Genomic DNA, 14,350 nt, shown 5'->3' with positions numbered 1-14,350 from the left:
TAATCGATAAAATAAATGAACCAAGAAGTACCTGAAATGATACAAAAGATAGCTGAATTTAAAAGCTGCTATCGATCATTGTAAAGATCCGAAAAAAGCAAAAAAGGAACACTAACGTTCCTTTTTTGCTTTTTCCTTTTCTAGGAGCGTTTTTAGTTCATTGACTTTTTCCGGATTTGTCCGTGCCAAGTTGTTTTTTTCGCCGATATCTTGTCTTAAGTTATAAAGCTGTGGTTCCGGATTATTTCCCGTTTCGGTATCCGTTAGTTTAGAATAAGCCGGTCCATTACTTGGCGCGATATATTTCCAGTCGCCCTGAATGATAGCGAGAGTGCCCGCGTGCTCGACAAGGTGTTTGCGGCCTTTAAGGTCTTTACCCAACAAAGCGGCTGCTAAGGGCGCTGAGTCTACCGATTCTTTAGGGATCTTTTGCCCCAAAAGTTGAGCCATCGAAGCCACAAGATCGATTTGACAGTATAAAGCATCAGACACCTGATTTTTGGTCACACCTGGTCCAGAAACGATAAATGGTACACGCGTGCCTGCCTCGAAAATACTGTATTTGCCACCACGCAATTGCCCCGCAGGGGTATGTCCATTTAGTTGTGTCACTGCACCATCCACATAGCCATCATCCAGTACAGGTCCATTATCACTGCTAAAGATAACGATGGTATTATCGGCAATTCCCAACTGCTCGAGTTGATCCAGCACTTTACCTACGGTCCAGTCCAGTTGTAGTATGGCATCACCGCGGTATCCCAATCCACTTTTTCCTTTAAAATAGGTAGACGGCATGCGGGGTACATGTGGTTCATTGAGAGCAAACAACAGGAAGAAAGGGTTTTCTTTGTTTTTATAGATAAAATCTTGTGCCACATGTAAAAATGTTCCCGTTATTTCTTCATCAACCCATCTCGCTTTGTGGCCACCAGCCATATAGCCAATTCGACCTATTCCATTGACAATTGTATTGTCATGTCCCTGGCCCGGTGACGAACGCATTTTGAGCAGTTCAGGGCGTTCTTTGCCGGTAGGATCATTGCCTACTTTATTTTTATAATCGACCTGTATGGGGTCATCTTGTTCAAGTCCTAGTACATGGTGATTTTCCAGAAAAACAGTGGGCACGCGGTCTGCCGTGGCTGGAAATATAAATGAATAGTCAAAGCCCACCTCATTAGGTCCCGGTTTTACGGACTCATTCCAGTTTTTCTCCACCTGTGTGCCTAGGCCCAGGTGCCATTTACCTACAATTGCGGTGCTGTAACCTGCATTCTTAAACACTTTGGGCAATGTCGCTTTATCTGTCGGCACTATAAGCTTGGCGTCGCCGGGCAGTACACCTGTACCTTGTTGCCGCCAAGGGTATATTCCTGTCATCAGCGCGAATCGCGAGGGGGTACAGGTGGCCGAGGTGCTGTGTGCATTGGTAAAACGGGTTCCCTGCTGTGCTATACGATCCACATTGGGGGTCTTAATTTTGGTTGCACCATAGCTACTGAGATCCCCATAACCCAAGTCATCTACATAAATAAGCACTACGTTAGGTTTCTTTTGTTGTGCTGAAGCCATGAACAGACCAGCCCCACTAAAAATCAAAGCAGCAGTTAGGATTATTTTTCTCATTTCTTATTTCTTATTTCAGTTTAGGGTTTATTTACACTTTTCGTTCTTTCAAAACTAGGGTTAATTATTAAGCTATCAAATAGAGATTTGCTCATTTTTGCCGCTGTAACTTTATAACGCTTTGCACGCCACAAGGCTTCGGTCACATTGCTACCAGCTAGGCTAGACCGCTGTTGAAGACGAAAAGAGGCTGTCTTTTTGAGACAGCCCCTTTTTGCTGTAAGAATATGATCGTTGAAAATTATTTAATTTCGATATCGCCGTGTATTCCCTGATCGTTGTTAGTACCACTTACAGCACTGAGCAATGTCAGGGCGTAGGAAGCAAGTTTATGGTGTTTGGTGTCCCAATAGTGTGACTTTACAGGTTTGACCCGGATCAAAATAATATTCGGATCTTCCCGACCTTTCTCAAACCAGCCTTCGGTCACCTTATTCCAGTATCTATCCACCCGATTTTGATCATGAACAAGGTCAGCATTACCGTAAACAGTCAAAAATTTGAAATCTTTAGGAGCTGCAAAATAGAGCTGTACGGTACTACTTTTGACAATGTTATTGCATTTTGTACTGTCTTTGGAAGCGAGAAACCAAATGTAACCTCGCTTATCAACCTCTTGCACGCTCATCGGTGTGGAGTCGATAAATTCGCTTTTTAAATCTGAACTGAAAAAACAAAAGTCAATACCTTCCGCCAGTTCTTTTATCTTTGCTATTCCCTCTTTGGGATTGGAGATATGTTCTGTGCTCATAATCGCTATTTATCAGAGAACAGTGTTGCGCTCAAAAAGTTCATATGAAATTATCACCGGCATAATCTACTTCATCCTCCTATTTGCATTAATACTGATAAACATTTCATTACGTTCTTCGACAATGATTTCTATAAATCGCTCGTAGTGTTTCAGTACGTCGGATATTAGTTCGTTTTTGGTAAAAAGCTGTACGTCGTATCCCTCACGGGCATCTCCAAAGTAGGATTTTGGAAAATGGTTTTCTTCTTCACGTATGTCAGGCAGGTTGTTTTCGGAGAGCAGGTAGTCGGATACCTCACGGGCCTGATTTTTGACACCGTACACAAAGTTGTTGACCACATCGTGGTGTATCTCAATCTCGATTTGCAACGGTTCTTCAAACGTATTTATTTTGGCTTCGATGCCATTGGCCATAAACTCTTGTTTCAGTTCGTCAAAGGCCGATCTGACAGTTGTCAGTATAAACTTGTCGACGGTCTTGCTATCCTTGAAGGAGACAATCTGTTTGAGACGTTCTTTCCAAGATTCACCCGACCATGGGACGGTAGAGGCGGAGAAGTCCCGCTCGTAGTAGCTCCTGTCTATGGCCAGCGCTTTGACCAGACTAACGATGAATAGCAGTATGATGATAGAAAAGGGCAGCGCTGTGATCAGCGTCATACTTTGCAGTGCCTGTAGCCCCCCGGCATTCAAGAGCAAGAGAGCTAGAGTCGCTAGGAGGATTCCCCAGAATACGACCTGCCATTTGGGAGATATTTTTGCATTTTTTGTAGCAATACCATTCATTACAAAAATGCCCGAATCGGCCGAGGTGACAAAGAATATAACTATGATCGATATAGCTACGAAGCTAAAGATTGTGGATAGCGGTAGGTATTCGAAGAAACGGAACATCAGCGCATCAGGATCTGCTGCGAGCTTACTAAGGGCACCATCGGCTATGTGAAGGTCAATCCACATGGCGCTATTGCCAAAGACGGACATCCAGATAAAGTTGAATAGGGTCGGTAGGATCAGTACAGCAGCAATAAACTCGCGTATGGTACGTCCCTTGGATATCTTGGCGATAAATAGTCCGACGTAGGGAGACCAGGAGATCCACCAAGCCCAATATAAGATGGTCCAGTTATAAAACCAAGGTAACGTATCTTGTTCGTAGACGTGCGTCCCGAAAGTCAGGTTAAAAAAATTATTAAAATAGTTGCCCAATCCCTCGGTGAAGCTTCCAATGAGGTATACCGTAGGGCCCAACAAGAGTACTGCCAATAGGAGCAGGATTACGCCTGCTACGTTCACATTACTCAATATCCGTACCCCCTTGTCAACACCGGTTACGGCCGAGAAAATGGCTAATGATACAAGTATGGCAACAATGATGAGCTGATATAAAAAACTATTTTCTGGTATGATGCCCAAAGTCTGTAGTCCAGAGCTGATCTGTACGACACCAAAGCCCAAGGTGGTTGTGATTCCGAAAAAGGTACTGCACAAAGCGAATACATCAATAGCATTGCCCCAGCGGCCGCTGATCTTGTCCTTCAGCAATGGGTAAAATCCACTACGTAGTGATAGTGGCAAACGGTAGCGGTGAGCAAAGTAGCCCAGAGATAACCCGACCATACCATATATAGCCCAAGCATGTATGCCCCAGTGAAAGAAGGTATACAGTTGAGCGTTTTTGGCCCTATTGATTAGTGTATTGCCATCAAAGACAGGATCTGAATAATGCTGCATAGGTTCGGCAACGCTAAAATACATCAGGCCAATTCCCATTCCTGCAGAAAAAAGCATGGATACCCAGGAGAAGAAAGAGTACTGAGGCTTGCTGTCATTGCTACCGAGCTTGATGTTGCCATATTTGCTGAACATCAGGTATACCAGAAAGATGACGAATATCGTCACGGCCCATACATATACCCAGTTGAGGTTGACAAAGATGAAAGATTTGACGGTATGGAGCAGATTCTGGGTGAGTAAAGGGAAGGTTGCGGAAAGTATACATATGCCCAGTATGAAAATCAGGCTAGGAAGTGTGACCCCTTTACTGAGCGTAGTTCTTATTTTGGGAAATTTAATCATCATGTGTGTTGAAACATAAACAGATGATACCCTGCTTTTGTTTCAGGAGGAGACTTTCTTTTTTTAACTATGTTCACAATAATTTCCTGCTCCAGGATTTCGATAGTAGACCAAAGGCGTGCGCTATTATTACAGATTAACGGCCTACAAAGGGATGAAATGAGAAATTATCCAGTTGGCGCACTGGGGCAAAGGTAAGAAAAAGAATGCGCTTTTTCGATTCTACAATCTTATCCGATCAGTTGTAGACGTTTTCATTCGTTTCTTAACCATATTTTCGACTGGTTGCGCTGCGTGTGCCTTCGAGATAATCTCGTCGATAAGCGTATTAAAATCGGCCTTCGAAAAAGGTTTCAGTTTATTGAAATGCCCGTCTATGCGATGGTTGATATCCTGCTTGACGCTATCCAGCTCCCGGACGGAGGCGATGATGACTATTTTTTCCGAGGTATCAATATCGCAGAGGAAGCTATCGATATGATATTTGCCCGACCCACTGGTAAGGATTAAAATATCCGCCTCACTTGCTCCAGTTAGTATACTGTTGGTCTGTATACGTTTCAGTATTGGATTAGCATCGATATATTCCGATAGCTTTTGGTTGTCATAAGGGTGTAGTTGCCACCCAAAGCAGTTGTAGAAATCCTTTTTAGGGAACGATCGCAAGGGGAGGCACTTCGGCGTTTTTTTGTCCGCAGGATCCATACGGCAATACAGATGTTTGTCTACAAAATCATTGGGCATATCCATTGTGCTGGTTGCCGCTTGTTTAAACTGGTTTAGTTTTGCATTAGCATTACGATCGATATTCGAACCTTCTTTCAAAAGGCTATCCTGTACTTTTCTAAACCAAGATTTGAATTTCTGGGCAATGTTTCTCATGTTATATTTGGTATCTTTAGGCTTATTGTCCTTATTTTGAGGAATCAAGCTCGGCTAAGGTAAAAAATTTATTTTTACCTTTCAATTTTTTTTGCAGCAATTGTACAAGTTAGTATTGTAATTTCGGTCTGTTTGTGGATCTATTGGCCTTTTTTTGCGGGTTATTCTTAATTTCTTAAGACGTAAATTCAGTCAGTAGGAATGTAACAAAATCAAAAACATTGTTGGCAAAAAAGAACCGGTCTGAACTCGTATAGTCCAGGCCGGCATCTCAACTGTCGTAAGACGGGATTATCTTTTTTAAAAGGCGTATCGTAATCCCAGTTGTATTTGATAAGGGCTACCTGAATAACCTTTTGCACCTACGGAGTTAACGTTGTATACAAACTCCTGCTTGGCCGCGTCAAAGGAATTGACCTTGTATAAGGTCTGGTTGCCCAATGAGTGGTTGATTCCCCATTCTTTATTCAACAAGTTGCCTAGGTTGAATATTTCGGCAGAAACTTCTATTCCATGAGATTTGTAAAATTTGAAGTTGCGCGCGACACGGAGATCTACCGTGCCGTAGAAGCTGTTCTCGCCGGCATTGCGTTCTGCGATGCGACCTTTATATTTTGTCAATACATCTTTAAGGCTCTGGCTGGCTTCTGGATTATCCAGGATACCGTTGAAGCCCTTAGTGATGTTTTCAGGAATAGTAGCATCTGTCCAGTCAAAGATATAAGCCAGATCATTATTAGGTGTCACAAAATCACCATTTGTGTTGGCCCCGGACCGTAAGGTATAGCGTGTGCCTCCCAGCCCTGTGTAGCGTACGCCTACCTGTACGCCATAAAATGTCGGTAATGTACCGTATGTAACCACCTTATGGCGGAACTGGTTGTCCGAATAGGTGATCATACTAAGATTTCTAGGGTCATCCACTACCGGTTGGACGAGTGTTGCGGTATTAGCTACATTTCCATTAAAAGAAGTATTGTCTTTGGTGTCATTCCACGTGTAACTAGCGGTGATGGTACCATCTTTAAAATAGTTGTATGTTGCGTCCAATACCACGGCATATTGGTTAATTTTGCCGATACTTGTCAGCTCCAGCACACGTCCCAATTTACTGGATTTGCGTGCATCTTTCCAGTCAGGTTGCCCTGTCTTATTATCAATACGGTCTGCGGGTACGAATACACCACGATTGGCTTCGTTTGCCAGACGGAAGTAGGGCTGGTCCACCATGTTCCGCTCTATGTATGTATAGTTGTTGCGTCCTAAAGTCATAAATCCGGTGATACCGACTTTTAACCGATCGGTTACGAATTTGCTGTAATTGATATTTGCTTTGTAAACCGTAGGCACCTTCACGTCATCGCCCGTATAGTTTATTGTCGGCAGTTGATACTGGGCCAATGAAGGGATCGCATTTTGATCCTGTCTGTAAGCATAAAAATCCGGCGTAGGCACATCGGCTCCGCGTACATCTACCGTCGCTAGGTTAGACCCATCGAATGTTAGGTTGTTGATCACCATGTAGTTATTCAGATCCGAGGCAAAGATACCTGCACCTAGACGTAGAAAATCTGTCTGATTTTCGTTAATATCCCAGGAGAACTGAAGTCTTGGCTGCACGATGAATGAACTTATTTTATTATCGGTACGTATACCTAGTTCGTCAAAAACCAGTTGATTGAAGGTCGCTTTTGGATACGATGCATAGTCCAAACGTACACCTGCCGTCATTTCCAGTCCGGCCATTAGGTTCTTTTTCATTTGCCCGTATAGACCAATATTTGCAATAGTTCCTTTAACCGAAATATCATCTTTCAAAGGTACCTCGCGGTAGTAGCGGTAAGGTTTTAGGTTTTCAAAGTTATCCAGCGAACCTATAGCTGGTGTTGTCGCTGTTTTGGCGGTGGTGGTGAAGTGAAACCGTCCATTAACTTCCGAGCCATAGATCGAGTTAGAGTAGGTCGTCATCAGGTCGGCACCAAATGTATACTTTGCAAAGTCTGTATCGTAGTAGAGGTTGTTCGATACTTGAAATACATGATTGCGGAAACTTTCCTGTGCAAAACGATGCCCTCCCAGCTGTATATTGGTAGCCAGCGATTTGCCGTTGATATCCGAAGCTACGTTTTCGACTATAGCTCTTGGGATATAGTTTTTACCGATCAAGTCACTTTGGGTACTATTCTGATAGACATAGAGATACTGCGCCTTTAGCTCGTTGGTGACGCGAGGAGATATTGATGTCCGTAATGTCGTTAATAAGCTGTTGTCAAAATTTTTGTCATTTCCATAAGACTCTAGGATATTGATACTGGTATTATCGCCCAGCCCCATTGGGTTGTAGTCATAGGTGAGGTTGTTGCGTAGTGTCAATAAGTTCTTTTCGTTGAGTTGGTAGTCCAGTCGTAAGAATACCGCGTCAGACGTTCTCTTTTTCCCGATAGCCCCTGTCTGCGGTTGCTCAGAAACACCATATTTATTGCGCGCTATACCCAGATAGCGATCGAGCGTAGTCGCACTGATTTTATAAAGCTCCTCGTTGGATGTAGAGCGTACATCAGCGATCAATAGAGAGCGGTTGTCCTGCTGCCTGTCCCACACCACAAAATAGTGAAGCTTGTCCTTAATAATCGGTCCGCCCAAAGAAAATCCAAATTGGTAGGTTGAATAGTCTCCGATACGTTTGTTGCCTCTGATATCATAATTGCTGGTCAACCAATCGGCGCGTCCAAATCCAAATACCGACCCCGTCAGCGTATTGGTACCAGCCTTAGTTGCAGCCGATATGGTGCCACCGCCGCTACGACCAAAGGTCACATCGTATTGGTTGGTCACGACTTTAAATTCGCGCACTGCTTCCATAGAGATGGAGTAAGGAGCGCCGCTTCTGCTGGTGGTTGACCCAGCAGATGTAGGGTTTTTTGCATTCATACCATCGATGGTAAAGTTGGTCGACGATCCCAGTTGCCCCGATATACTTCCTCCACTTGAAAGAGGAGATAGATCGGTTAGCGATGTAAAGTTACGTCCGTTGACCGGTAGTGAGCGAATGTCTTTGGACGAAAATGCCGTTGCTGCACCCAGGTAGTCTTTTGTGTTTTGCAAGGCATTGGCCTTAACCTCTACGACGTCCAGCATGCGGGAGCTAGAGATAAGGGCTACATTTACCAGTGCCACATCGCCCTGGTTAAGCTGTACGCCAGCTGCCGATCCTTCGCCTTTGTCAAGTGATTTTACAATGACGATGTAAGGCCCGCCGAGGGGTAATTGTTTGATATCGTATACCCCACGTTCGTTGGTAACAGTAGTTGTGGTAAATCCGGTGGCGCTGTGGCGTACACGGACTGTGGCATTGCTTACCGTTTCGCCATTTTCATCAGTGACGCGTCCGTTGATAGAGGCTTGTGTCCCTTGGGCATTCGCCTGCAAGTGAAAGAGCAACGTAACTGTCGTCAGGAGAAAGTACAGCGGTTGCTTGTAAAGTTGATGTAGATGTTTTAGCATATAATCTAATTTGAGTCGAGACAAACTTAGGAGTCTCATGTTAAGAGAATGCGTGTGGATAGCTAATAAGTTGTTATGGTTTGGTTAACCCGATATTAAGCATATTCTACCTGCCGGATTTCTTATTGCGTCCGATAATGCTAAAAAAAGATTTCGTTGTTACATAGATTTCCAACTTATGCTTTTTTTCAACAGCTACTAGATATGATACTCAAATAATTGGATAAAATAGTTAACTTGCACCTGATTTATAAACCATTCAGCAAAAAGTAAACCTGAAGATAACTTTGAGGTAACATACAATTAATACAATTTATCAAACTTTGCTAAAGCTTTTTAAGCCATTAAAAAACATAAATTAGCTATGTCTTGGGTTAAATTTATAGAAGGGGACACCACTGCATTTGAGCAGATTTATAACGAATTCGTTGACGATCTGTATACCTATGGAACCCATTACCACACAGACCATGCTACTGTTATCGACTGTATACACGATCTCTTCGGGGATCTGTTTGGTAATCCAAAAATAGCCAAACAGGTCAACGTCAAATACTACCTTTTTGCATCTTTGCGCCGCCGGCTGCTTCGTAATAAGTCTGCACAGGATAAGTTGAGCCAAGTGCAATTGCAGGAAATCCTCAATTGGGCCGAAGACAGTGACCTTGAACAAGAGGAGTTCAAGGAGGCACAGATAAGCCTGTTGCGTGAAAAATTTGAACAACTACCCGGCCGCCAAAAAGAAGTCCTGTTCTTACGGTACTATATGGACTTCGGGTACGAAGATATTTCGGATATGATGGGGGTCAATGTCGAGACCTGCAGAACCCTATCGTTTAGAGGATTGAAGCAGCTCCGGCTGGAATTAAGCTCGCCCGAGGCACTATCTGTTATTTTTTTTGTTTTTTTTAACAATTCATAGTCTATAAAACGACAGTTGCTGCTCTATATAAGTAAAGCACTTGTTGTGGACAGAAAGAAAGAACAATATAAGAAAATATTTAATCTTGGCTCAAATGATTTGTTTGATACCGGGGCCAAGTCTGCACTGTATCAATCGATACGAAGACAGCACCGAAAGAGACGCACCAAGCGTATGCTTAGTTACACTGCCGGTATTGCTGCGGCCTTAAGTCTATTCTTTTTATTCTATCTTCAACAGAACTCAAAAAAAACAGCCCCAGAGCTGAATATCATGTACATTGCCCGGCAGAATGAAGATGCTATTGGGGCAGCCGATGAGATGTTACTGATTTCTTCGGTCAATGGCCGGGACAGTAGCATGGTCAATCCGCTCAACACCGACGGAGTGAATACTGCGTTAAGTCTGGAAGGTCACATCATCCCTGATATGGACAAAGTTCCCGTTTATTCGACCGTGTATGTTCCCTATGGCAAGCGGCAGGCTTTCATCCTCCCGGATAAATCCACGGCTTGGCTTAATGCAGGATCTTACCTTACGTTTAGAAACGACATGAGTCAGGGGACGCGCGAAGTATACCTCAATGGAGAGGGATACTTTGATATCGCACATAATGGACTTCCCTTTGTCGTGCGTACCGCACAGACATCAATAAATGTCTTGGGTACTACCTTTAATGTCAATTCGTACGAAGAGGATAGTCATACTACCATAGAGCTACTTACGGGGTCGATAGCGCTACAGAGTACCAAAGGCCTCTTTGGTGAAATAAAGATGAAACCAGGAGAGCGGGTCGATTTCGACAGCAAGCAAAGCAAGATAAGTATTAATCGTAAAGCCAACGGGGATGATATACTCTGGACCAAGCGCCAATTAGTTCTGCAGCGATTGAGTATAGATGCGCTCGCGCGCAAGTTGGAGCGTGTATACAATGTAAAGATACATTTAGACAGTCAGCTTAGAGCGCTACAGGTAGCATATTCGGGCAGGCTTAATATTGATGTGGATATTGTGAGTTCGCTCAGCAGTCTCTACGAATTGAAAGATTATGAAATCACACAAATAGAAAAGGAGGTCTGGATCAGAAAGAAGTAAGACTAAAAGAGATGAAACAAAGAAGATAAAGAGGAGTTGCACCTCCCCTTTATCCGTTGATAAATAAATCGTTTTGCACAATTTAATCTATTCAAAATTATGAAAAAAAAACAGGCGGCGCAATATATGCCCGCTCGATGGCGTTTGCCGTCACAACTGAGCTATAGTATGAAAATCGGAACATTAGCATTGACAGGTATCTTTTTGTCAATCAGTGCACTTGCCTTTCCTCAACGCGTCACGATAAAAATGGAAAACGCGACATTAAAGCAATTCTTAGAACATGTACAGACACAGGTTGATGTAGCTCTGTTGTACTCCGACCAGTTGATTGCTAACAAGCGGATTACCGTCAATACCAAAAACCGGGATTTCAAGGAGGTCTTATCCAAAGAGCTTTCCAAACATCACCTGACATTCAAAGAATCTGACGGTCAGATTACGATTGTACCGAATTCTTCTTATGCAACAAGTACAGATCTTTTAAGATCACAGGAGGTGCAACAGCATACTGTTACTGGAGTAGTTCGGAATGCAGCGGGAGAGATATTAAAGGGGGTCTCAGTGATAGAGAGTGGTGGTCCAGGCAGAGCGATAACGGATGAGAATGGAACATTTTCTTTGAAAGTATCTACTGCAATACCAATCTTAATATTTACCTATTTGGGCTTTGAAAGATTAGAGTTAAAAGCAGATCAAGCTAAAATAGAGGTTTTTATGAAGGAAGTGTCAGCGGCTGTAGACGAGGTAGTCGTAGTCGGCTATCGTGCGATAAAGCGGGATCTGGTCAATGGTTCGGTGTCTACCGTCAATATGGTGGATAAAGAAAAGCAGACCTTGACGCATGCTTCACAGGCATTGTATGGGACCTCAGGGCTCTGGATTAATCAAGCTGGGGCCAAGCCAGGTAAAGATGCAACGACCATCCGTATCCGGGGCGTAAATACTTTGAACAATGCTAATCCACTCGTCTTGTTGGATGGTATCGAGTACAACTTTGATGAGATCGATCCAGCGGACATAGAGACAATCACAGTTCTAAAAGATGCATCGGCCGCTATTTACGGTTCTAAGTCATCCAATGGCGTGATTCTTATCACCTCCAAAAAAGGACATGCAGGAAAAACCAAGATCGAATTGCGGAGTCATACCGGTATTCAGCAAGCTAGTTTTTTACCAAAGGTCGTTAACGATCCAATCCTTTATATGCAGATGCGAAATAGGGCAGAGGCTAACTCTGGTAAGGCAGCATTGAGCTACACCCAAGAACAGATTGATGAGTATAGATCGGGAATGGGAACCGACCCATCGGTATATCCAGCCTCCAATTGGTTTGATATCGCCTTGGATAATGGTTTCTTACAGCAGTACAATGCCCGGGTTTCGGGAGGTGGAGACAAGTATACATTCACAGTTGGCGGTGGTTATATGAATCAACAGGGGATATTCATCGCTAATGATGATGCCAAGCGTTACTCATTTGATGTCAAAGTATCTGCGCAGGCTACGCCTAGATTGAAGATTAATGCAGGTATCATAGGTAATTTGAGAGAGTTCAATGAAGTGGGCTACGGTACGGGTACGGTGTTTGGTGTGATTATGCGTGGATTACCAATTATATCCGACTATCACAAAAATAACCTTTATGGTGCCAGTTGGCTTTACACACCAGGGCGTAACAATGTTGAGAATCCACGGATGGAGGTCGAGCAAGGATTTACCTATCGCGACTATCAAGAGACGCTGACCAATTTCAACATAGCGTACAAGCTCCCGTTAAATCTGACCTATCATAGTACCTTGGGCTATCGTCGTGTAGATCATTTCAGCAAAGACTTTATACCGCAGATGTATACCGTAGATCCTAAAACCGGAGATATTAAAAATTTCAATAGTACGGCTCCGCGTATCAAAGACTGGGACTCATTAGAGAAGCAATTTACACTATCACACAGGTTGGTCTTTGAGAAGGAATTGGGGCAGCATAATATACATGCCATGTTTGGACAGGATTATCAGATCAATGACGGCAGAGGATTTCAGGCCTACAATTGGGGCTTTTATGATAATAGTCTGTACGAACTGAATGCCCTTTCTGACCAAACAAATGCGCAAGCTACTGGAGGTTCATCCAAAGATATCTTAGCTTCTCTTTATTCTCGTGTTGCTTATGATTACCAACAAAAATATATGGTAGAGGGCAGTCTTCGGTATGATGGATCCTCTAGATTTGCCCCAGGCAATCAATGGGCTCTATTCCCGTCCATGTCTTTAGGTTGGATGCTCAGCAAGGAAGATTTTTTCAATAGCAAAGCCATCGAACGCCTAAAGATACGTGGGTCGCTCGGCAAGTTGGGAAATCAAGCCGTGACTAATGGAGCATATAACAGTACCGTCAATATCAATAATAGCTACAACTATAGCTTTGGTGGGGTGACTGCCGGCGGTGCGGCGACTTCCGCATTGGCAGATAGAAATATCCGTTGGGAGTCGACTACAGCCTATAATATTGGTCTTGACATAAACCTTTGGAACAAACTGAATATTACGGGGGATTATTTTTACAAACGTACTTACGACATTCTACGTGCCATAGCAATTCCGAGTCAGGTTGGTGGACTATCCGGGCCAACGGTCAACTTAGGCAAGGTGGATAATGAGGGCTGGGAGCTGGCTGTCGATTATGCAGATCAGGTGGGACTATTTAATTATGGCATACAGGGTTCAGTATCTTATGTCAAGAATAAAGTGATAGATATTGCCGATCAGCAGATTATCTCTGGACGTTATATCATTAAAGAAGGACACTCTATCAATTCGTATTACCTTTATCAGGCAGATGGTTATTATCAGAACCAAGCGGAAATTGATAATGCGCAGGCCGTTTATGGTACGCGGTCCAAGTTGCGGCCAGGCTACATACGATACAACAACAACAATGGAGACAATTATATAGACGATGCGGATAAGATAGTTACTGGCAGTACCATACCGGATTATAACTATGGATTCTCGGCTAGTCTGGGCTACGGGCAGGTCATGCTGGATGCACAGTTTCAGGGCGTTGCCAATGTTGATGTTTATCCTACTGGTAATGTCGCTTTTCCGTTCAATAATGGAGCTGGTGTTACAGAAGATTGGGCTCGGGACTCGTGGACACCTTCCAACCCACAGGCCGAGTTACCGTTGCTCACTACCTATACCGATGCCAGTGAAAACTTTATTAACTCCACCTTTTGGTTGCGAGATGCCTCCTATTTGAGGATGAAGAATATCTCACTGACTTATAACCTGCCATTAAGATGGTTGGAACGGGTGCACATAGCCAAGGCTGCGCTGTATATCAGTGGTCAGAATCTCTTGACTTGGAGCAAATTTAAGATGTGGGATCCTGAATTGACCACCACCAAAGGAGATTTGTATGAATATCCGAATCTGAAAAGTTATAGTATAGGATTGAATTTGAATTTTTAAGAAGATATCCC

8 protein-coding genes are annotated in these 14,350 nt (G+C 43.4%); 3 read left to right on the top strand and 5 right to left on the bottom strand.

What is annotated here, in order from left to right; translation table 11 throughout:
- Positions 1 to 111 precede the first annotated feature (111 nt).
- From G7B18_RS16180 to G7B18_RS16160, 5 genes are all read right to left on the bottom strand, one after another.
- On the bottom strand, positions 112 to 1,629 hold the full coding sequence (locus G7B18_RS16180; protein WP_164111554.1) for a sulfatase family protein: 1,518 nt from the start codon (positions 1,627 to 1,629) through the stop codon (positions 112 to 114).
- Positions 1,630 to 1,870: 241 nt separating this feature from the next.
- A complete protein-coding gene (locus tag G7B18_RS16175; protein WP_164111557.1) occupies positions 1,871 to 2,380 on the bottom strand; it encodes a pyridoxamine 5'-phosphate oxidase family protein in 510 nt (169 codons plus the stop codon).
- Positions 2,381 to 2,446: 66 nt separating this feature from the next.
- Positions 2,447 to 4,465 carry a BCCT family transporter gene (locus G7B18_RS16170; protein WP_205600261.1) on the bottom strand — a complete coding sequence of 673 codons (2,019 nt, stop codon included), beginning with the start codon at positions 4,463 to 4,465 and terminating at the stop codon, positions 2,447 to 2,449.
- Between the two features lie 219 nt (positions 4,466 to 4,684).
- On the bottom strand, positions 4,685 to 5,344 hold the full coding sequence (locus tag G7B18_RS16165) for a hypothetical protein (protein ID WP_164111560.1): 660 nt from the start codon (positions 5,342 to 5,344) through the stop codon (positions 4,685 to 4,687).
- A gap of 300 nt (positions 5,345 to 5,644) precedes the next feature.
- On the bottom strand, positions 5,645 to 8,848 hold the full coding sequence (locus tag G7B18_RS16160) for a TonB-dependent receptor (RefSeq protein WP_164123464.1): 3,204 nt from the start codon (positions 8,846 to 8,848) through the stop codon (positions 5,645 to 5,647).
- 364 nt (positions 8,849 to 9,212) lie between these two features.
- Between G7B18_RS16160 and G7B18_RS16155 the strand changes: the two genes are divergently transcribed.
- The 3 genes from G7B18_RS16155 (at position 9,213) to G7B18_RS16145 (ending at position 14,339) form a co-directional block, all read left to right on the top strand.
- Positions 9,213 to 9,770: an RNA polymerase sigma factor gene (locus G7B18_RS16155; protein WP_164111564.1), complete on the top strand. Its 558-nt coding sequence runs from the start codon at positions 9,213 to 9,215 to the stop codon at positions 9,768 to 9,770.
- A gap of 45 nt (positions 9,771 to 9,815) precedes the next feature.
- On the top strand, positions 9,816 to 10,865 hold the full coding sequence (locus tag G7B18_RS16150) for a FecR family protein (RefSeq protein WP_164123462.1): 1,050 nt from the start codon (positions 9,816 to 9,818) through the stop codon (positions 10,863 to 10,865).
- Between the two features lie 99 nt (positions 10,866 to 10,964).
- Complete coding sequence (locus tag G7B18_RS16145; protein WP_164111570.1) at positions 10,965 to 14,339, top strand: TonB-dependent receptor; 3,375 nt, start codon at positions 10,965 to 10,967, stop codon at positions 14,337 to 14,339.
- Positions 14,340 to 14,350: the final 11 nt, after the last annotated feature.

It is taken from the genome of Sphingobacterium sp. xlx-130, from assembly GCF_011007405.1.
Taxonomy (GTDB): Bacteria; Bacteroidota; Bacteroidia; order Sphingobacteriales; family Sphingobacteriaceae; genus Sphingobacterium; species Sphingobacterium luzhongxinii.
The sequence above is the reverse complement of the archived record's forward strand: the minus strand, read 5'-3'. Positions and strand labels throughout refer to the sequence as shown.